Origin of the sequence: Desulfuromonas sp. (assembly GCF_002868845.1) — a bacterium.
In the GTDB taxonomy this organism is placed as follows: Bacteria; Desulfobacterota; Desulfuromonadia; order Desulfuromonadales; family BM501; genus BM501.
In genome coordinates, this window is sequence record NZ_PKUB01000056.1 from 25760 (window position 1) to 45035 (window position 19276).

Below are 19276 nucleotides of genomic sequence, written 5' to 3' on the forward strand. Positions count from 1 at the left end.
ATGACCCAAACAGGAAAAAGAGCAGAAAAAACGAGGTTTTTCTTTCAGCTTAAAGCTGATAGCTAACGACTGATTTTTATGACTCCTGATTTGCGCAATAAAAAGATCGTAGTCGTCGGCGCCGGGCGCACCGGGTTGGCCCTGGCTGGCTACTTTCATGAGCGGGGGGCCGAGGTCATTCTGTCGGACCGGCGCCCCGCGGCGCGCATTGCGGGACTGGAACCGCTGCGGCAAGCGGGGGTCGCTCTCGATTTGGGCGGTCATACCGCGGCCTATTTCGGCGCCGCGGACCTGGTGGCGATCAGCCCCGGGGTTCCCCTTTCGGTGCCTGCGGTTGCCGGGGCCATCCGTCTGGGCGTGCCGGTGCTGGGAGAGGTCGAGGTCGCTTTCCGGGAGCTCTCCGCCCCGATGGTGGCGATTACCGGGACCAACGGCAAGTCGACGACCACGACCCTGGCGGGGGAGATCTTCCAGGCCTGGGGACGGGCCGTCTTCGTCGGCGGCAACCTCGGGACGCCCCTCGTCGAGGCGGTGGGCGGGGCCTGGGACTGGATCGTGGCCGAGCTTTCCTCCTTTCAGCTCGAGGGGATCGAGTCCTTCCGGCCCCGCTACGCCATGCTGCTCAATATCAGCGATGATCATCTTGACCGCTACCCCGACATGGCCGCTTACGTCGCCGCCAAGATGCGGATTTTTGAGAACATGACCGACTCGGACGTGGCGGTCCTCAACGCCGACGACCCCCTGGTGCAGGAGGCCGCCGCCGCGATCCGGGCCCGGCGCGTGGAATTCTCCTCCCGGCGGCTGCTGCCGGCGGGAATGGGCTTTGAGGGGGGCGAGATCGTCTGGCGCTGGGGGGGGGAGGAACACCGTTTCCCGGCGCGGGAACTGCGCCTCAGGGGTGCGCACAATCTGGAGAACGTCATGGCCGCCCTGATTCCCCCTCTGCTCGAGGGTTGCCCGGCGCAACTCGCCTGGCGGGCCGCATGCAGCTGTGCCGGCCTGCCGCACCGGATGGAACTCGTTCGCGAGCTTGACGGAGTGGCCTGGTACAACGATTCCAAGGGGACCAACGTGGGCAGCGTGGTCAAGAGCCTCGCAGGTCTTGCTGCCCCGGTGACCCTGATCGCCGGCGGCAAGGACAAGGGAAGCGATTACGGCCCCCTGGCCGGCCCTCTCCGGGAGAAGGTCGCCCATCTGGTACTCATCGGCCAGGCAGCCGAGCGCATGGCCCGGGACCTGGCCGGGCACACCGACACGGTGCGGGTCGAAACCCTCGATGACGCCGTGCAAAGGGCCCGGGAACTGACGCCTTCGGGGGGCTCGGTCCTGCTCTCCCCGGCCTGCTCCAGTTTCGACATGTTCGCCAATTTCGAGGAGCGCGGCGATGCATTCTGCCGGGCTGTGAACGCCCTGCCCCAACGAGAGGCGGTCTAGCCATGGATGCGAGAAAAGGTTTCGACTCCACGATCCTCCTGCTGGCGGTGGTGCTGACCTGCTTCGGGGTGGTCATGGTCTATTCCTCCTCCTCCATCATGGCGGCCAAGAAATTCTCCGACGGGTTCTACTTTCTCAAGAAACAGGGGGTCTTTGCCCTGGCCGGCTTCATGATCATGGCCGCGGTCATGCACATCGACTACCACCTGCTGCGCCGGTTAGCGGTCCCTTTCCTGCTGCTGTGCGCGGCCTTGTTGGTCGCCGTGCTGATCCCCGGCGTGGGAACCCACGCCGGAGGAGCCTGCCGCTGGATCCGCCTCGGTCCCGTCAACGTTCAGCCCTCGGAGCTGGCCAAGCTGGCAATGATCCTGTACATGGCCCACTCTCTGGCCAAAAAAGGAGAGAAGATAAAAACCTTCAAGCTCGGCTTCATCCCTTACATGGTGGTCCTCGCCCTTCTCCTGATGCTGCTGCTGATGCAGCCGGACCTCGGCAGCGCCCTGACCCTGGCCGGGGTGGCCATGGTGATGCTGCTGGTGGCGGGGACCCGGCTGAGTTACCTGTTCTCCCTATTGGTGCTGGCCCTGCCTTTTCTGTACTTCGCGGTGATGAACGTCGATTACCGGCGCAAACGGATTTTGGCCTTTCTCAACCCCTGGGATGATCCGACCAACTCGGGCTTCCAGATCATTCAGAGCTGGATCGCCTTCGGCTCGGGCGGGCTGTTCGGAAAGGGGCTGGGCGAGGGCAAGCAGAAGCTCTTCTACCTGCCGGAGGCGCACACAGATTTTATCTTCTCGGTCGTCGGGGAGGAACTCGGATTCGCCGGGGTGGTCGTAGTGGCGGCCATGTTCCTGGTGCTCGTCATGCGAGGGGTGCGCGCGGCCGTCGGGGCGCCCGATGATTTCGGGCGTTACCTGGCTTTCGGCCTGACCCTGCTGCTGGGCCTGGAGGCCTTTGTCAATTTCGCCGTCGTCATGGTAATGGTGCCGACCAAGGGTCTGGCCCTGCCTTTTCTTTCCTACGGAGGCACCAGCCTTGTGACGACCCTGTTTGCGGTGGGAATCCTGCTCAACGTTTCCAGTCAGGGAACGGGGGAGGCGCGATGAAACTGCTGCTGGCCGGAGGGGGGACCGGTGGACATCTTTTCCCCGCGGTGGCGCTGGCCCAAAGGCTGATCGAGACAGAGGAAGACTCCGAGGTGCTCTTCGTCGGGACCAAGCGGGGGATCGAGGCGCGGGTCATCCCCGAACTCGGACTTCCCCTCGAGACGATCGACATTTCCGGATTCGTCGGCAAGGGCTGGGCCGGCAAGCTCACCTTCGGCCCGCGCCTGGCCATAAGCGTGCGCCAATCCCTGGCCATCCTCGAACGATTCCGGCCCGACGTTGTGGTCGGTGTGGGCGGCTACGCCTCTGCCCCGGTTCTGGCCGCGGCCAAAATGCGGGGATACCCCGTATTGATCCACGAGCAGAACGCCTGGCCGGGCCTGACCAACCGGTGTTTCGCCCGCTGGGCCGACCGGGTTTGTGTCTCTTTCGCCGACGCCGACCGGGCCTTTCACCACGGACGCACCGTGGTGACCGGCAATCCCCTGCGCCAGGGAATGGACGAGTGCCCGCCCATCCCCCGGGAAAACCCGCTTCTGCTGGTCTTCGGTGGCAGCCTCGGGGCCCGGGCGATCAACGAGGCGATGGTGGAAACCCTGCCCCTGCTCGAGCCTCTGAAGGGGGAGTTGACCATCCTTCACCAAAGCGGCCCCAAGGAACTGGAGCGGGTCCGGGAGGGATACCGCAACGCCGGCTGGGACCCGGAAGGGGTGGTCCCCTTTATCGAGGACATGGCACAGGCCTACGCCCGGTCCCACCTCGTGGTGTGCCGGGCCGGTGCGACCACCGTCGCCGAGCTGACCTCCTGCGGACGCCCGGCGATCATGATCCCCTATCCTCACGCCGCAGGGGACCACCAGACCACCAACGCCAACGCACTGGCCAGGCGCGGGGCTGCCCTGCTCCTGCCTCAGGCAGACCTGACGGCCGAACTGCTGGTCCGCCTCGTCTCCGACCTGTTCCGAGACCGGGAGCGCCTCCTGGCCATGGCCGGGGTGGCACGCTCCCTCGGGCGCAAGGGAGCCGTGGACCTGGTCCTGAAGGAATGCCGGATCATCGCCCGGCCCCGGCGTCAGGGCGGCTCGGCCGGTAACGACAAAAGCAAAAACAACCCGCCCCTTCGGGCAATATAAGACGGACGATATGTACGGACGGATTCGGAAAATACATTTTATCGGCATCGGCGGTATCGGCATGAGCGGCATCGCCGAGGTGCTGCTCAACCTCGGCTACCAGGTTTCCGGCTCTGATCTGCGCGAGTCGGAGACCACCCGCCGCCTCGAGGAACTCGGCGGTGAAATCACCTACGGCCACCGGGAGGCGAACCTGCAGGGGGCCGACGTGGTCGTCACGTCGACCGCGGTGAAGGCCGACAACCCCGAGGTCCAGGAGGCCCACCGTCACCTCGTCCCGGTGATTCCCCGGGCTGAGATGCTGGCGGAGCTGATGCGCATGAAGTACGGCATCGCGGTGGCCGGAACCCACGGCAAGACAACGACCACGAGCATGGTGGCGACGGTCCTGGTGCACGGCGGGATTGATCCCACCGCGGTCATCGGAGGCCGCCTGGACTCCCTCGGCTCCAACGCCAAGCTCGGGCAGGGCAAGTTCCTGGTGGCCGAGGCCGACGAGTCGGACGGCTCCTTCCTGCGCCTCTCCCCGACCATTGCGGTGGTTACCAACATCGATGCTGACCATCTCGACTACTACCGCGATCTCGAGCAGATCAAGGACACCTTTGTCGATTTCATCAACAAGGTGCCCTTTTACGGACTTGCGGTGCTGTGCCTCGACGATCCCAACATCCAGGACATCATCCCCCGGGTGAAGAAGCGTTTCGCCACCTACGGCATGACCAGCCAAGCCGATTTTCAGGCCACCCGCATCGAGCACCGCGAGGGGAGCACCTCCTTTACCGTTCACTGCCGGGGCGAGGAGCTGGGACGGCTCTCCATCAACATGCCGGGCCGCCACAACGTCCTCAATGCCCTGGCCGCGGTCGCGGTTGCGATAGAGCTGGACATTCCCTTCGCGACGGTGGCCGAGGGGTTCGGCGGGTTCGGCGGGGTGGATCGACGCTTCCAGATCAAGTACGACGAACGGGGGATCATGGTGGTGGACGACTACGGCCATCACCCGGCCGAGATCGTCGCTACCCTGGCCGCGGCCCGCGCCGGCTGGGACCGGCGTATTGTCGCGGTCTTCCAGCCCCATCGCTACAGCCGCACCCAGGCGCTTTTTGACGAGTTCGTGACCGCCTTCTACCAGGCCGACCACCTCGTGGTGATGGACATCTACGCGGCCGGTGAGGACCCCCTGCCGGGAGTGGAGGCGAAGGATCTTGTCAAGGGGATTTGCGGCCACGGGCACAAGGGCGCCCATTACATCGGCGATCAGCATGGGGTGGTCTCTCATCTCATGTCCGAGCTTCGGGAGGGGGATATCGTCATAACTCTCGGTGCCGGCAACGTCTGGCAGGTAGGGGATTCCCTGGCCCGCCGCCTGCGCGAAGGGGGGGCGGGTGTCCCCGGAGATCTTTGATAAGTTGAGCGCCGCCCTGCGGGGTCGCGTCCTGGTCCGGGAACCCCTGTCCCGCCATACAACGTGGCGGGTGGGCGGACCGGCCGACCTGTTCCTGGTTCCGGTCGATCGTTCCGACCTGCTCGCCGCTCTGGGCCTGTGCCATGAAGCCGGCCTGCCCTGGATGGTTCTCGGTGCGGGGAGCAACCTGCTGGTCAGGGACGGTGGCATCCGCGGGGCGGTGATCCACACCGGGGGCTTAAAGGAGCTTGTTTTCGAAGAGGAAGGTTTGGCCCGTGCCGGTGGTGGACTTCCCCTGATGACCCTCATCCGCGAAACCGTCCGGAGGGGCCTCGCCGGGCTGGAGGCACTGGCGGGCATTCCCGGCACGGTCGGGGGCGGTGTGACCATGAATGCCGGCGCGGGGGGCCAGGACCTGGCAGGGGTGGTTCGGGCCGTGACTCTGGCCTCGCCGGAGGGCGAGGAGATCTGGGAAGCACCGAGGCTTCACTTCGGCTATCGCGGTTCCTCTCTTCCCCGGGACAGGGTAGTCGTAGAGGTTCTGCTCGCCTTTGAACGCAAAGACCCGGCTGCCCTGGAACAGACCATTCGCGAACATCTGGCCCGGCGGCGAAGCAGCCAGGGGGTACGCGGTCCAAGCGCCGGTTCGGTGTTCAAGAATCCTACCGGCACCCCGGCTTGGCGCCTCATCGATGAGGCCGGTCTGCGGGGCGCCAGCGTGGGGGGGGCCCAAGTTTCAACGGTCCACACCAATTTTATCGTCAACACCGGAGGCGCCACCGCACGGGACGTTATGGAATTGATCGAGTATGTCAGGAAGACGGTCTGCAGCAGGAGTGGGGTGACACTAGAACCAGAGGTCCGTATCGCCGGGGAGGATGGATAAGGCCGATTTTTCCCGATGGCCAGACGAAGGGTAGAGAGTTCTGGCATTCCGTGAGCTATTAGGATATTTTATGACTCGACAGGAACTGAAAACCAAAAAAATCGCCGTTCTGATGGGGGGCCTCTCCGCGGAGAGGGAAGTGTCCCTGCGCACCGGCGAGGCGGTGCTCGGCGCCCTGCAGAGGCGCGGCTACCGGGCCGTCGCTATCGACGCCGGACGGGATCTGGCCACCCGCCTCAGCACAGAAGGGGTCGAGGTCGCGTTTGTCGCCCTGCACGGTCGCTACGGCGAAGACGGAACGGTCCAGGGGCTGCTTGAACTATTGGGCATTCCCTACACGGGGAGCGGGGTTCTGGCCTCGGCCCTGGCCATGGACAAGGTGGCCGCCAAGAAAGTCCTCCTGTTTCACGAGATTTCCACGCCCTCTTTCGAGGCGTACCGCCGGGGCGACGATTTACAGGAACTCCTGGCCCGCTGCCGCCACTTTCCCCTTGTGGTCAAGCCGGCCCGGGAGGGGTCGACCATCGGGGTGAGCATCGCGGAGAGCCTTTCCGCTTTGAGGGAGGGGCTGGGCGAGGCGCTCAAAAGCGACGATCTGGTGCTGATCGAGGACTGCATCCGCGGCGAGGAGGTGACAGTCGGGGTCCTCAACGGACGGGCCCTGCCGATCATCCAGGTTGTGCCCAAGGGAGGATTCTACGACTTCAAGGCGAAGTATACGGCCGGACAGACCGAGTATCTTCTGCCGGCTCCCCTGGAGGGGGCCCTCTACGAGCGGATCCAGCAGGACGCGGTCGAGGCCTGCCGCGCCCTGGGCTGCGCCGGAGCCGCGCGGGTCGATTTCATGGTGAGGGGACGCGAGTTTTTCTGTCTGGAAGTCAACACTATTCCCGGTATGACCGAGACCAGCCTTCTGCCGAAGGCGGCTCGGGAGGCGGGACTGACTTTCGAGGAACTGGTGGAGCAGATCCTCGAGGGGGCGTCGGTCGGCAAGTAGCGCGCGAATGACGATGAAGAGGCAGGGGCTTTTTCCCCGATAGCACCGAAGCACGGAAGCAGGATGGCATGACGGACCTCAAAGCCCAGAAGCGTAGCCGAGTCAAGGCCAACCGCCGCAAGCGGGAGAGCCAGCCGCGGGAGTGGAAGAAACACTTTCAGCGTCTGCTGCGGCTCACCGTCTTGGCTACAAGCTGTTCCCTGGTGGTCTGCGGCGGGGTTCTGGCCTGCCGCCTGCTGTGCGATTCGGGGTACTTCCGCGTTGACCAGGTGCGGGTGGAGAATCACCGCCGGGTCAGCCAGGAGGAAGTCCTGGCTCTCTCCGACATACAGATGGGAACCGCGATTTTCGATCTGGACCTGGAGATGATCGGCCGCAAGATCGAGGAAAACCCCTGGGTGGCCGCCGTCCAGGTGGAGAGGGTTTTCCCCCGGGGAGTGGTCATTCGGGTTGCCGAGCGCGAGCCCAAGGCGGTGGTCAACCTGGGGTATCTCTACTATGTGGACGTAACGGGGGAGATATTCAAGACGCTGGAGCCCAAGGACAGCCTCGACTTTCCGGTGGTGACGGGGATCGACAGGCAGTTCCTTCTGCAGAATTCGAAAGCCGCCCGGAGTCTTCTGGTCGATGCCGTGGCCCTGATCGGCGAATTGGCCAGTCGCAGCCACTTCAACCTTCGGGACGTGTCCGAGGTCCACATCGACCAGGCCGAGGGGTTCAATCTCTACACCTATGTGGGGGGGATTCCGGTGCGGATGGGATACGGCAATTTCGCCGCCAAACTGGACCGACTTGAAAAAATTTACCAGGACCTGGAACCGCGCCTGCTGGGTCTTAAGTCCATCGATCTCAACGTCAACGACCGGGTGGTGGTCAAGATCGACCGCGGGACGGCCACCGGCCGGGGGTAGCCCGCACTCGCGCTGTGGGCACATTCCAGAGCGGGCCCGGATGGGGCCGGTCCGGCCTGGATCATGAGTTGGCAGAACATATCGTTTTAGGGGGAAGGGAAAGAAGATGAGCAACAAAAGGGACAATCTGGTCGTCGGCCTGGACATCGGCACCACAAAGATCTGCGCCATCGTGGGCAACCTTACCGACGAGGGGCTGGACATTGTCGGAATCGGGACCAGCCCCTCGCAGGGGCTGCGCAAAGGGGTTGTCATCAACATCGAGAGCACCGTGGAGGCGGTCCGCAAGGCCCTCCGTGAGGCCGAGTTGATGGCAGGCTGTGAAATCAAGTCGGTCTTCGCAGGGATCGCCGGCGGCCACATCAAGGGCTTCAACTCCCAGGGCGTGATCGCCATCAAGAACCGCGAGGTCGCCAACGACGACATCCGGCGGGTCATCGATGCCGCCAAGGCCATCGCCATTCCCATGGACCGCGAGGTGGTTCATATCCTTCCCCAGGAATTCATCATCGACGACCAGGACGGCATCAAGGAGCCGCTCGGGATGAGCGGCGTACGTCTGGAGGCCAAGGTGCACATCGTCACCGGGGCCGTGGCGAGCGCCCAGAACATCATCAAGAGCTGCAACCGCGCCGGCGTCGATGTCGCCGATATCGTTCTCGAACAGCTCGCCTCCTCCAAGGCGGTCCTGTCTTCCGACGAGAAGGAGCTGGGCGTTGCCATGGTCGACATCGGCGGGGGGACGACGGACATCGCCATCTTCGTCGATGGCGCCATCAAGCACACCTCGGTCCTTTCCCTGGGGGGCAGCCACCTCACCAACGACATCGGGGTCGGGCTGAGAACTCCCATGGCCGAAGCCGAGAAGATCAAGCAGCAATACGGCTGCTGCCTGACCTCCATGGTCGGCAAGGACGAGACCATTGAGGTCCCCTCGGTCGGGGGGCGCGAGCCCCGGGTCCTCTCCCGGCAGCTGCTGGCGGAAATCCTGGAGCCGAGGGTGGAGGAGATCTTCTCCCTGGTGAACCGGGAGATCGTCAAGAGCGGCTTCGAGGACCTCATCGCCTCCGGGGTGGTGCTCACCGGGGGGTCCTGCATCCTGCCAGGGATGCCGGAGCTCGCCGAGCAGGTCTTCAACCTGCCCGTGCGCAGGGGAGTGCCCCGGGACATCGGCGGGCTGACCGACGTGGTCAACTCGCCGATCTACGCCACCGGGGTCGGCCTGGTCAAGTACGGCAGTAAGAACATGCAGACCAGCAACTTTTCCATCGGTCAGGAAAACGTGTTCGAGAAGGTCGTGCGCCGCATGAAGGAGTGGTTCGGCGAGTTTTTCTGAACGATGTCAGGAGGATCGCTCCCGGCTGCTTGAGGGGCGGGCGGGACATGGATTAACCAACGGAGAGTTTCAAACCAAAAGGAGAACGGGGGAGTCATGTTTGAATTGGAGGAAAGTTTGGACCAGATGGCCAAGATCAAGGTCATCGGCGTCGGCGGGGGCGGCAGCAACGCGGTAAACACGATGATCGTCTCCAACGTCGAGGGGGTCGATTTCTTTGTGGCGAACACCGACGCTCAGGCCCTTCGGTCGAGCCGCGCCCAGGTCAGACTTCAGCTCGGCAACAAGCTGACCAAGGGGCTCGGGGCCGGAGCCAATCCCGAGATCGGCCGCGAGGCGGCCCTTGAGGATCGGGCGCGCCTGGCGCAAACCCTCGAGGGCGCCGACATGGTTTTCATCGCCGCTGGCCTCGGCGGGGGGACCGGCACCGGCGCTGCGCCGATTATCGCCGAGGTGGCCAGGGAGGTCGGCGCCCTGACCGTGGGGGTGGTGACCAAGCCCTTCTCCCGCGAGGGCAAACAGCGCATGGTCAAGGCCGATGAAGGGGTTGAGAGGCTCAAGGAGGTCGTCGACTCCCTGCTCGTCATTCCCAACGACCGGCTGCTCGGCCTGGCCGGCAAGAACATGAGCATCCTTGACGCCTTCAAGCCCTCCGACGACGTTCTGCGCCAGGCGGTCCAGGGGATTTCCGATCTCATCACGACCAGCGGCCTCATCAACGTCGACTTCGCCGACGTCAAGGCCATCATGAGCGAGCGGGGCATGGCGATGATGGGGATCGGCCTGGCCGATGGCGAAAAGCGCTCCGCCGAGGCCGCCCAGCAGGCCATCAGCAGTCCCCTGCTCGAGGAGATCGACATCTCGGGTGCCAAGGGGGTCCTGGTCAACATTTCCGGGTCGTCCAACATGACCATGGAAGAGTTCGACGAGGCATCCCGGATTATTCACGAAAAGGTCCATGAAGATGCCAATATCATCATCGGCCTGGTGATCAACGAGGACCTTGGAGACCAGATCAAGATCACCGCCATCGCCACCGGTTTCGGCGGCGCCTTCGACAAGGAGCAGCGCGAGGTCGAGGAGGTCAAGAGCCGCGTGGCCCAGGCGCCCACCGTCGACGGCATCGACCGGGACCTGCCGACCTTCCTGCGCGACCGCCAGAAGCGCAGCGGCAGCAGCTATGACCGCGTCATGGACGAGGAGGATCAGTACGAAATCCCCACCTTCCTGCGCCGCAGGGTGGACTAGGGCCGACCAACCAACGCCCGAAGGGGTCCCCGGCAGAGTCTCTTTTCGTCGCTCCCGGGCCGGTTCTCCGTCCGGCCCGAACGGTGACGGCGTGTTTTTTGCTCTTGTTGTTATGACTCCCTCTTCAGCGGGGACCGCATGGTGCGGTCCCCTTTTTTTCGAACCGCGCAACAATTGGGGTTTCCGGGCCGTGGGGCCGTGGGGCCGCGGGGACTTTGAAAACCGCGGCGGAGCCAGGCCGACCCACGACCCTTTCGGCGCTGTCATCGCAGATCCGATTTACAGAAGCCCCGGTCTCCTGTTCAGGTGTCCGTCTCTTCCCGGGCCGTAGGCGTTCCCGGCTTTGCGCTCGGGAGGGATGGATGCGACAATAAACAGGTGGAGTCATCGAATCATGTCCCGTAAGCTGCTCGAGAAGGCCCGCCGCCGCATGCAGGAGGAAACCGGCTGCCGATCCAACCCCTGGGGAGGACGGCTCAGCGTGGCCCTGGTCTATCCCAACACCTACCATCAGGCCATGAGCAACCTCGGGTTCCTCTCCGTTTACCACCTTGTCAACAGCCGCGAAGGCGCCCTGTGCGAGCGTTTTTTTCTTCCCGACCCGGAGGACATTGCCGAACACCGCAAGACCGGCACACCCCTCTTCTCCCTGGAGTCGGGCCGGCCCCTCGCCGACTTCGACCTGATCGCTTTTTCAATCTCCTTCGAGAATGATTACCTCCACCTGCCGGTCCTCTTCGACTTGGCCCGCATTCCCCTCTTGGCCGCCGATCGGGGTGCGCGTTTTCCCCTGGTCCTTTGCGGCGGGGTCTGCGCTTTTCTGAATCCCGAGCCCCTCGCCGGGATCATGGACCTCTTTGCGGTTGGGGAGGGGGAGGCCCTGCTGCCCGGCCTTCTCGACACTCTCGGAGAGGCCGATCAGGAACGCTCCCCTCTGTTTCAGCGGCTGGCCGCCCTGCCCGGAATCTACGTTCCCTCCCTGTACGAGGTTGCCTACCGACAGGACGGCACCGTCTGCTCCTGCAGTCCCGGCGAGGGCGCCCCGGCGCGGGTGCGGCGCCAGTGGCTGGCCGATCTCGACGCCGCCCCGACCCGCTCCTTCGTCCAGGCCGGAGAGACCGAATTCGGCGACATGGCCCTGGTGGAGATCTCCCGCGGCTGCTCCCGCGGCTGCCGCTTCTGCGCCGCCGGCTTTATTTATCTCCCCCCACGGGAACGCTCCCTGGAGCATCTCTCCGAGCAGGTGGAGGAGGGGCTCTGTCACCGGAACAAGGTGGGGCTGGTGGGGGCGGCCGTCTCCGACTATTCCCGCATCGAGGAGCTGAACCAGGCTATTCTTCAGCGAGGCGGCCGGGTCTCGGTTGCGAGCCTGCGCATCGACTCGCTGACCGCCGAGGAGGTCGCCGCCCTCAAGGAGTCGGGACACAAGACGGTCTCCCTCGCCCCCGAGGCGGGGAGCCAGCGGATGCGGGACCTGATCAACAAGGGGCTCGACGAGGCCCAGATTCTGCACGCCGTGCGATTTTTGGCCGAAGGCGGCATCCCCAACCTCAAGCTCTATTTCCTCATCGGCCTGCCGGGGGAGAAAGAGGAGGACATCGAGGAAATGCTCGGCCTGGTCACCCGCATCCGCGAGGTCTGGGTCGCCGAGGGAAAGCGCCTGGGGCGGCTGGGCCAAATAACCCTTTCGGTGAACCCCTTCATCCCCAAGCCCTTCACTCCACTGCAGTGGGCCCCCATGGAGCAGGAGAAGAGCCTGCGCAAAAAAGTACGTCGCATCCGCTCTTTCTCGGCCAGGCAGGCCAACGTCGAAGCGACTTTCGAGTCCCTGCGCGGGGCCGCGCTGCAGGCCTTTCTCTCCCGGGGGGACCGGAGGGTCGGGAGCGTACTGCCGGCTCTGGCCGCGGGGGAGAACCTGCGGGCCGCCTGCCGCGAGGCCGGCCTCGACCCCGCGTTCTACCTGTACCGGACGCGGGGCGAGAACGAGACCTTCCCCTGGGACGTGATCGACAACGGGGTGCGCCGGGACTACCTGTGGCAGGAATACGAGCGCGCCCTGGAGGGACGGGCAACTCCCCGCTGCACGCCCGGTTGCCGGCGCTGCGGGGTATGCGGGTGAAAGGCCGTGAAACGTGGAAAGTTGCCCGGGGGGGATGAGTGAAAAATTGGGATGACAACACGGTACTCCCGAGGCATAATCTTCTTCGGGAGGAGGTCGCCGCCGTGGCCGACCGGACCCGTTGGACCAACGACCTCGAGTGGAGGGAGGTCGAGACTCTTGCCGGCTGCCTCGAATCCTGCCTGGTGCCCCGCGGAGCGGTCACCTTTCGCGGTTGGAGATGGAGCACCCCCTCTGTGGGGAAAGGTGCAGCTCAAGATCTCCAGCCTTCTCAGCCAGCGCGTGCGGAGCACCGGCGGCTGGCTGGCCGATTGTCTCTGATCGGTCTCCGGTGTCGGCCCGGGTTCTTCCGCCTTTGCTAACTGCCCGACTTGACTCACAAGAAAAGTCTGCTTGACTAAAGGAAAGACGTTCCTAGAACCTTACTGTCGGCTGATATTTCCTTGCAAGGAGAGTGTCATGAAGCGATTTTCCCGCCTGTCCCTTGTTCTGATCGTCCTGATGTCCGTCGCCTTCCTCGGTGCCTGCGCCTCCGGCAGCTCAAGCGGTCCGGGAACCGGAGGTGAGGGGGCTTATTGCCCCGCCCCGGCCGGGCAGGCCGTTATGGACTACATTACCAAGGAAAACCCCTACCAGAACTGGGACCTGTGGCCTGGCAAGGGCAAGCTGTACAAGGGGCAGCATCCCCATGGTTCCTATCTGACCACCTACGTCTCCCCGCTGGCCCACGGCGCCATCGAGGACAAGGCCGGGGAGATCCCCGACACCGCCTTTATCGTCAAGGAAAACTATACCTCGCGCAAGGTGTTGGCCGCGGTCACGGTAATGTACAAGAAGACGGGCTACAACGCGGCGGCCGGCGACTGGTTCTGGCTCAAGTACACTCCTGACGGCAAGATCGAAGCAGAGGGCAAGGTGGCCGGGTGTATCGGGTGCCACATCGCGGTCAAGAGCAACGACTGGCTCTTTACCGGGCCCACCAAGTGATATTGTAAAATAAGATAGGGTTAAGGACCAATCATCTCGAGGCCGTCTCGCTGTTATAGCGGGGCGGCCTTTTTAATTGTTTTAACAGAGGACTTGGGGGGGCGTCCCGTTCCTGTTCAAGTCCCTGCGGGGACGCCCCAAGGCCTTGCCCGCCATCGCCGAGGCGATAGTGGGTTCCTTTCGCTTCGCTGGGTATCTGGCGCGAAGGAAAACTTGGTTTCGGCTTCGGACATTCGGTTGGTTTTTTCAAACAGGCCCGCTTCGCTCCGGCCTCGGCCGCCGGGGGGAGGGCAAATGATTAATAGTTTGCGGAGAGGGGAAAGTCAGGCGAACCACGATCCGATTTTGTTCAGAACCTTTCGACCGCTCCATGAAAAAGGGGCCGGCCCGTTGCAGGCCGGCCCCGATAGCATTTCATCCAAGGCGGGATATTCGTCAGGGCCCCTGAGGGCTAGTTGCAGACATCGCTGTGGTCGTAGGGAGTGGTGTCGACAAACTCGCTCACGCAGGCCGGGTCGCAGGGCGAGCAGAGGCCGCGCTAGGGGCGCTCGAAGCTGTGGCAGAAACCGCAGCCGATGCCGGAACCCTTTTGCAGGTGGCCGTGCATCCGGTCCTGGGTGCGGGGCAGTTTCTTGTCGCTGTGGCACTGGTTGCAGACTTGCGCTTTCGGGCCCTTCAACTTGTAGCCGAGCAGGTCGAGCTTGTTGTCGCTACCTACGCTGAAGTCGCTGTGGCACTGGGCGCAGTCGATTGTAGCCGCCTGGGGGATGCCGTGGTTGAGCAGGGCGTAGGTCTCGGTGGTGATCAACTCATAGGGCTCGTTAGCGGGATAGCCCATGTTGACCAGGCCGGACTGAACAGCGGTGTCAAGATCGCCGGTCACCTTGAGGAAGTCGAAGGTGTCGACGGAAATGATCACATCGTCAGCGACGGTTTTCGGCTGGTAAGCGGTCTTGTACTTGAAGGGGTACAACTTGCCGTCGTTGATGTCGCCGTTCGGACGGGAGGTAGGATAGGTGCCGGTCACAGGGTCGAGAACAGCAGTTTCGTAGAGCAGCGCGTTGTGGCTGGTCCGGTTCCAGAATTTGAGGACCGGAGTCAGGTTGGCAGCCATCTCAGAATAGGGATGCCCAGGGCCGGAGACGCCGTCAGCCGGCTCACCGTCATGGTGGAATTCCCAGTCCCGGTGGATTTCGGTGGGCACCTTTCCGTATTCGTCGATATGGCAGGCTTGGCAGGCGACTCGAGCGATATGACGGTCGGCATCGGTGCGGTTCAGGCCAGCGTCGGTGTGGCCGGTCCCACTATCCATGCCAGCGTGGCAGCTGGTGCATTGAACTTCAGCAGCATGATCGGTGGCACGCAGGTCGGACCCTTTGCCGGTGACCTTGTGGTTGATGAAGGCGTGGCAGTCCTGGCAGGCCACGTTGGCGCCGCCCATGTTCATGTGGACATCAAAGTCGGGATCGGTGTTGGTGATGTCAGACATGGAGATGTCGCCACGCTTGATGCCGTCGCCACCGCCAGCATTGGCATGGCACTTCAAGCAGTTTTGGCGGGTCGGTGCAGCAATGTTCTGCAGGTAGCCGTTGAGAACCGCCGTATCAGTACTGGAGGGGCCCATGCTGCCGTCGGGCAGACGGACGCGAGCCATGGCATAGTCAGCATTATGGCACATCAGACAATCGATGTTGCTGTTGTCGGCCTGGGCATCATCGGGGCGCAGGCCGCGGCCGACGTGACAGGAACCGCAGACCGGCCAGTCGCCGAGGATGTTGATGCAGTAGCTGTTCAAGGCGTTGGTCAATTTGCCTTGCTGGGTGCCGGGCTGGTTGGTCATGTCGGGAGCATCGCCGACCCAGGTGTAGTGCAGGGCGTCGGCCATTTCATTGAACTGGGTGTTGTGGCAGGCCATGCAGTTGTTCGGATAGTCCTGATAGAGGAGACCGGAGTGCGGGCTGCTGCAGGCAGGGTCGCCGGAGCAGTCGCTGTCGGCGCAGTCGACGGCGTCGTCGCAGTCGTTGTCGACACCATCGGTGCAGTTTTCGGGGATCGGGTTGCAGGTGCTGCAGGCCGGGTCGGCAGTGCAGTTGCTGTCGGCGCAGTCGATAGCGTCATCACAGTCGTCGTCGATACCGTTGTCACAGATCTCGGAAACCGGGGTGCAACCGCCGCATCCTTCGTCAATCACGTCATCGCAGTTGTTGTCAACGCCGTCACAGATTTCTGTGGCACCGGGGTTGATCGTGGCATCTCTGTCGTCGCAATCGACGGTTGAAAGATAGCCATCTCCATCACGGTCACTTGCAGGTTTTCCCGCAAAGACCGTGGCGCTGCTGAATGTCAGCAGCAGAAATAGAACGCTGATGGTTGCTAGGACCTTCTTCATGGTGTTCTCTCCCTCGTCTCTAGATTGGATTGGTCAAATACGAAAAGCGGCCGGCGGGTGATTTCCCCCAGTCACCTCCTTTCTCGCCGCGCAAAATGTAAGACGGGGATAATTGGGCTGCAACAATGGTGCCTGCATTAAAATTGTCTATCCGAGTGAACGATTCCGGGAATTAAGCAAGTTGTAATTTATATGATTAGTGCGATGGGTTTAACGGTTTGGGGGAAATGGCTCAGGATGCGGTGGGTGATATGCCCCAGGGTGGCGCTTGGGTTTATGGGTGGGATGGAGGAAAAAGTGTCAAAAAAAGAGGGATGCCCTGGCGGACATCCCTCTTCGATTTCATTCAACCGTTACGGTCGATGGTGATGCTTAGTTGCACTCGGGGTGCGCGAACGGAATGTTGTCAACAAAATCGCTGGCGTTCGCATCGCAGGGGCCGATGCCGCCGCGCTCGGACTGGCGGGTGAAGCTGTGGCAGAAGAGGCAGTCCATGCCGGCGCCTTTGTTGATGTGGTTGTGCATCTGGAAGTGGTCACGCTTCAGGTTCTTCTCGGCGTGGCACTGGGAGCAGATGTCCGCCTTGGCGCCCTTGAGTTTGTAACCGAGCAGGTCGAGCTCGTTGTCGGTGTCGATGCCCCAGTTGGTGTGGCACTGGGCGCAGTCGACGTTGGCCGCGGGACCCATGCCGTGGTTGAGGAGCTGGTAGGTGTCGGTGGTGACCCACTCGTAAGGCTCGCTGGCCGGGAAGCCCGAGTTGACCAGGCCCGACTCGATGGCCTCGACCACGTCGCCGGTCTGGCCGATGTAGACCAGGGTGTCGAGGGCGAGCAGTTCGCCGGTAGCGGTGATCATCGGCTGGTCGGCGGTCTTGTACTTGAAGGGGTAGAGCTTGCCGTCGTCCATGCTTCCGAGGGGGCGGGAGGTCGGGTAGAAGCCGGTGGCCGGATCGATGACGGCGGTGTCGCCGAGCAGGTAGTTGTCGCTGGTGCGGTTCCAGAACTTGTAGACCGGGGTCAGGTTGGCATCGGTGTAGACGTGGGGGTGGCCGGGGCCGGAAACGCCGTCGGCCGGGCTGCAGTCGTGGTGGAAGCGCCAGTCGCGGTGGGTCTCGGTGGCGACCTTGGCGTACTCTTCGACGTGGCAGGCCTGGCAGGCGACGTGGGGCACGTGGCTGTCGGCGTCGACGCGGTTGGCGCCGGCGTCGGTGTGACCGGTGCCGCTGTCCATGCCGATGTGGCAGGTGATGCACTGGACGTCGCTGCCGCGGGCGGTGTCATCGGTGGGGCGCAGGTCGGAGCCGCGGCCGATGGTCTTGTGGTTCTGGAAGACGTGGCAGGCCTGGCACTGCAGGTCGCCTTCGACCGGGTCGCCGTTGACGTTCATGTGGACGTCGAAGTTGGCGCTGGAGTTAGAGATGGTCGCCATGGAGAGGTCGCCACGCTTGACCGCGTCGCCGCCGCCGGCGTTGGCGTGGCACTTGAGGCAGTTGGCGCGGGTCGGGGGGGCGATGTTCTGCACGTAGCCGTCGAGAACCGCCTGGGCGGTGCCGGTCGGGGGACCCATGGTGCCGTCGGCGAGGCGGGTGCGGGTCATGGCGTAGTCGGCGTTGTGGCAGGCCAGGCAGTCGATGTTGCTGTTGTCGGCGGCGGGATCGTCGGGACGCAGGCCGCGGCCGGCGTGGCACTTGCCGCAGATCTTCCAGTCGCCGAGGATGTTGATGCAGTAGCTGTTGACGGCGTTGGTCAGCTTGCCCTGCTGAGTGCCGTTCTGGTTGGCCATCTCGGTGGTGTCGCCGACCCACTTGTAATGGGTGGAGTTGGCCATCTCGTTGTACTGGGTGCCGTGGCAGCCGAGGCAGGCGGTGGGGTAGTCGGCCCAGGTCAGGCTGGAATGGTTGTCGCCGCAGGGCAGGTCGGCGCCGCTGCAGTCCTGGTCGATGCCGTCGCCGCAGATCTCGGTGGCGCCGGGGTTGATCGCCGGGTCGGTGTCGTCGCAGTCGACGGTGGTGTCGTAGCCGTCGCCGTCTGCGTCGACCGGGCCGGCCAGATCCTGGCAGGAGCCGTTTTTCTTGGTGCCGATCCACTCGCAGGCCGGATCGTTATTGCACTCGTTCATGCTGGTGATGTCGGCGCAGATCGAGCCGCCGCAGGGCAGGTCGGCGCCGCTGCAGTCCTGGTCGATGCCGTCGCCGCAGATCTCGGTTGCGCCGGGATTGATCGCCGGGTCGGTGTCGTCGCAGTCGACGGTGCTGTCGTAGCCGTCGCCGTCCACATCGACCGGGGGCTCGCCGCAGGTCGGGTCGGCGCCGTCGATGAAGCCGTCGCAGTTGTTGTCGATGCTGTCGTCGCAGATTTCAGGAGCGCCGGGGTTGATGGCGGGATCGCTGTCGTTGCAGTCGACGTTGTTTTTGTAGCCGTCGCCGTCGTTGTCGACGGGCTTTCCGGCGAGGGCGCCGGTGGTGCTGAGGGCCAGGGCCAGCAGCAGAACGCTCAGGATAGCAAATACCTTCTTCATGTTCATCCTCTCTCTTTGGTTTGGGCTTGCGGAAAAGACCCCTCTCGGCGGCTGCCCCCCTGGCCTTCTCCATGATTACGAAAACGGTTGCCTGTTGCCTTTTCCGGGTCACCTCCTTTGTCGGGCAATTTAACCCCTTGTCGTGCGGAATATTGACACAGTTTGCAACAACAATGCCGCAAACTGAATGGAAAAAGTAGGTTAATGTTTACGCTGTTTAAGCGGGTTGTTGAATATATTAGTTTTGTGAATTTAACTTAAAATTGGGGGAAATGATCGGGTATCTGGGGGAGATGCCGCAATTTGTTGTGGCAGTCCAGTAGAGTAGAGAAGGTCAATTATTAATTATTCATCTATTCGATTGCTCGGTGAAGCAACCGCGAGGAATATGGACGGACACGAAGGTTCGTTTCAGGTCATGGGTGACTTGCACTCAGGGGGAAAGGGGCAATGGGCGACAAGATCACCGTTTTATGGCCCGAAGGGGCTGATGCCCTCGCGGTCGAATTCACGGATGAAGTCGTGGCCATGCCTTGGCCCTTTCTCAACAGGGCTGAGGATCTGGAAGCGGTACGCGCCTTGGGCACTTTTCGCGGTGGCGTTGAGTGCAGGAGCCCGGCCTGGACCTCGTGTGCCGGTGCCCGAGCGCGGAGGGGCCACTGATCGTTTCATTGTCCATCTACGCCTTGACGCGGCGCTCCTCGCCAGGAGCGGAAAGGGACGGTCGGCTTTGGCTCCGGCGCAGGGCGAACGGGAAGTCAGAAGGAGTCGGTAGCCGGGCTGCTCACGGCAGCCTGAA

The 19276-nt window shown here is 63.3% G+C and carries 13 protein-coding genes; 11 read left to right on the plus strand and 2 right to left on the minus strand.

Annotated features, from left to right (window positions below; all coding sequences use genetic code 11):
- Positions 1-78 precede the first annotated feature (78 nt).
- The 11 genes from murD (at position 79) to C0617_RS16710 (ending at position 13571) form a co-directional block, all read left to right on the plus strand.
- Complete coding sequence (gene murD / locus C0617_RS16660; protein ID WP_291318164.1) at positions 79-1437, plus strand: UDP-N-acetylmuramoyl-L-alanine--D-glutamate ligase; 1359 nt, start codon at positions 79-81, stop codon at positions 1435-1437.
- Between the two features lie 2 nt (positions 1438-1439).
- Positions 1440-2546 (plus strand): putative lipid II flippase FtsW, encoded by a 1107-nt coding sequence (ftsW, locus tag C0617_RS16665; RefSeq protein ID WP_291318165.1) that lies wholly within the window; start codon positions 1440-1442, stop codon positions 2544-2546.
- Positions 2543-3679: an undecaprenyldiphospho-muramoylpentapeptide beta-N-acetylglucosaminyltransferase gene (gene murG, locus C0617_RS16670; protein WP_291318166.1), complete on the plus strand. Its 1137-nt coding sequence runs from the start codon at positions 2543-2545 to the stop codon at positions 3677-3679. Before ftsW ends, murG begins: the two co-directional genes overlap by 4 nt.
- Positions 3680-3689: 10 nt before the next feature.
- Positions 3690-5087, plus strand: coding sequence for a UDP-N-acetylmuramate--L-alanine ligase (gene murC, locus C0617_RS16675; RefSeq protein WP_291318167.1), 1398 nt, complete (start codon positions 3690-3692; stop codon positions 5085-5087).
- Complete coding sequence (murB, locus tag C0617_RS16680) at positions 5068-5973, plus strand: UDP-N-acetylmuramate dehydrogenase (RefSeq protein WP_291318168.1); 906 nt, start codon at positions 5068-5070, stop codon at positions 5971-5973. The genes murC and murB overlap by 20 nt, the downstream gene beginning before the upstream one ends.
- Positions 5974-6043: 70 nt before the next feature.
- Positions 6044-6970 (plus strand): D-alanine--D-alanine ligase, encoded by a 927-nt coding sequence (locus C0617_RS16685; RefSeq protein ID WP_291318169.1) that lies wholly within the window; start codon positions 6044-6046, stop codon positions 6968-6970.
- Positions 6971-7038: 68 nt separating this feature from the next.
- Positions 7039-7881, plus strand: coding sequence for an FtsQ-type POTRA domain-containing protein (locus C0617_RS16690; protein ID WP_291318170.1), 843 nt, complete (start codon positions 7039-7041; stop codon positions 7879-7881).
- Positions 7882-7987: 106 nt separating this feature from the next.
- The gene (gene ftsA, locus C0617_RS16695) at positions 7988-9217 is read left to right on the plus strand and encodes a cell division protein FtsA (protein ID WP_291318171.1); all 1230 of its coding nucleotides are present in this window, start codon (positions 7988-7990) and stop codon (positions 9215-9217) included.
- A gap of 96 nt (positions 9218-9313) precedes the next feature.
- Entirely contained in the window at positions 9314-10465 is a 1152-nt protein-coding gene (gene ftsZ, locus C0617_RS16700) for a cell division protein FtsZ (RefSeq protein WP_291318172.1), read from the plus strand.
- A gap of 394 nt (positions 10466-10859) precedes the next feature.
- Positions 10860-12584, plus strand: coding sequence for a radical SAM protein (locus C0617_RS16705; protein ID WP_291318173.1), 1725 nt, complete (start codon positions 10860-10862; stop codon positions 12582-12584).
- Positions 12585-13043: 459 nt separating this feature from the next.
- On the plus strand, positions 13044-13571 hold the full coding sequence (locus C0617_RS16710; RefSeq protein ID WP_291318174.1) for a cytochrome P460 family protein: 528 nt from the start codon (positions 13044-13046) through the stop codon (positions 13569-13571).
- 538 nt (positions 13572-14109) lie between these two features.
- On the opposite strand, the gene C0617_RS16715 is transcribed toward C0617_RS16710, so the two are convergent.
- The gene (locus tag C0617_RS16715; protein ID WP_291318175.1) at positions 14110-15960 is read right to left on the minus strand and encodes a MopE-related protein; all 1851 of its coding nucleotides are present in this window, start codon (positions 15958-15960) and stop codon (positions 14110-14112) included.
- A 372-nt stretch (positions 15961-16332) separates the two neighbouring features.
- Positions 16333-18477, minus strand: coding sequence for a MopE-related protein (locus tag C0617_RS16720; protein WP_291318176.1), 2145 nt, complete (start codon positions 18475-18477; stop codon positions 16333-16335).
- Between the last annotated feature and the right edge of the window lie 799 nt (positions 18478-19276).

Excerpts from the sequence above, each read along its gene's own strand:
- murD (WP_291318164.1), top strand. The coding sequence starts at position 79 with ATGACTCCTGATTTGCGCAATAAAAAGATCGTAGTCGTCGGCGCCGGG.
- ftsW (WP_291318165.1), top strand. The coding sequence starts at position 1,440 with ATGGATGCGAGAAAAGGTTTCGACTCCACGATCCTCCTGCTGGCGGTG.
- murG (WP_291318166.1), top strand. The coding sequence starts at position 2,543 with ATGAAACTGCTGCTGGCCGGAGGGGGGACCGGTGGACATCTTTTCCCC.
- murC (WP_291318167.1), top strand. The coding sequence starts at position 3,690 with ATGTACGGACGGATTCGGAAAATACATTTTATCGGCATCGGCGGTATC.
- C0617_RS16685 (WP_291318169.1), top strand. The coding sequence starts at position 6,044 with ATGACTCGACAGGAACTGAAAACCAAAAAAATCGCCGTTCTGATGGGG.
- C0617_RS16690 (WP_291318170.1), top strand. The coding sequence starts at position 7,039 with ATGACGGACCTCAAAGCCCAGAAGCGTAGCCGAGTCAAGGCCAACCGC.
- ftsA (WP_291318171.1), top strand. The coding sequence starts at position 7,988 with ATGAGCAACAAAAGGGACAATCTGGTCGTCGGCCTGGACATCGGCACC.
- ftsZ (WP_291318172.1), top strand. The coding sequence starts at position 9,314 with ATGTTTGAATTGGAGGAAAGTTTGGACCAGATGGCCAAGATCAAGGTC.
- C0617_RS16705 (WP_291318173.1), top strand. The coding sequence starts at position 10,860 with ATGTCCCGTAAGCTGCTCGAGAAGGCCCGCCGCCGCATGCAGGAGGAA.
- C0617_RS16710 (WP_291318174.1), top strand. The coding sequence starts at position 13,044 with ATGAAGCGATTTTCCCGCCTGTCCCTTGTTCTGATCGTCCTGATGTCC.
- C0617_RS16715 (WP_291318175.1), bottom strand. The coding sequence starts at position 15,960 with ATGAAGAAGGTCCTAGCAACCATCAGCGTTCTATTTCTGCTGCTGACA.
- C0617_RS16720 (WP_291318176.1), bottom strand. The coding sequence starts at position 18,477 with ATGAAGAAGGTATTTGCTATCCTGAGCGTTCTGCTGCTGGCCCTGGCC.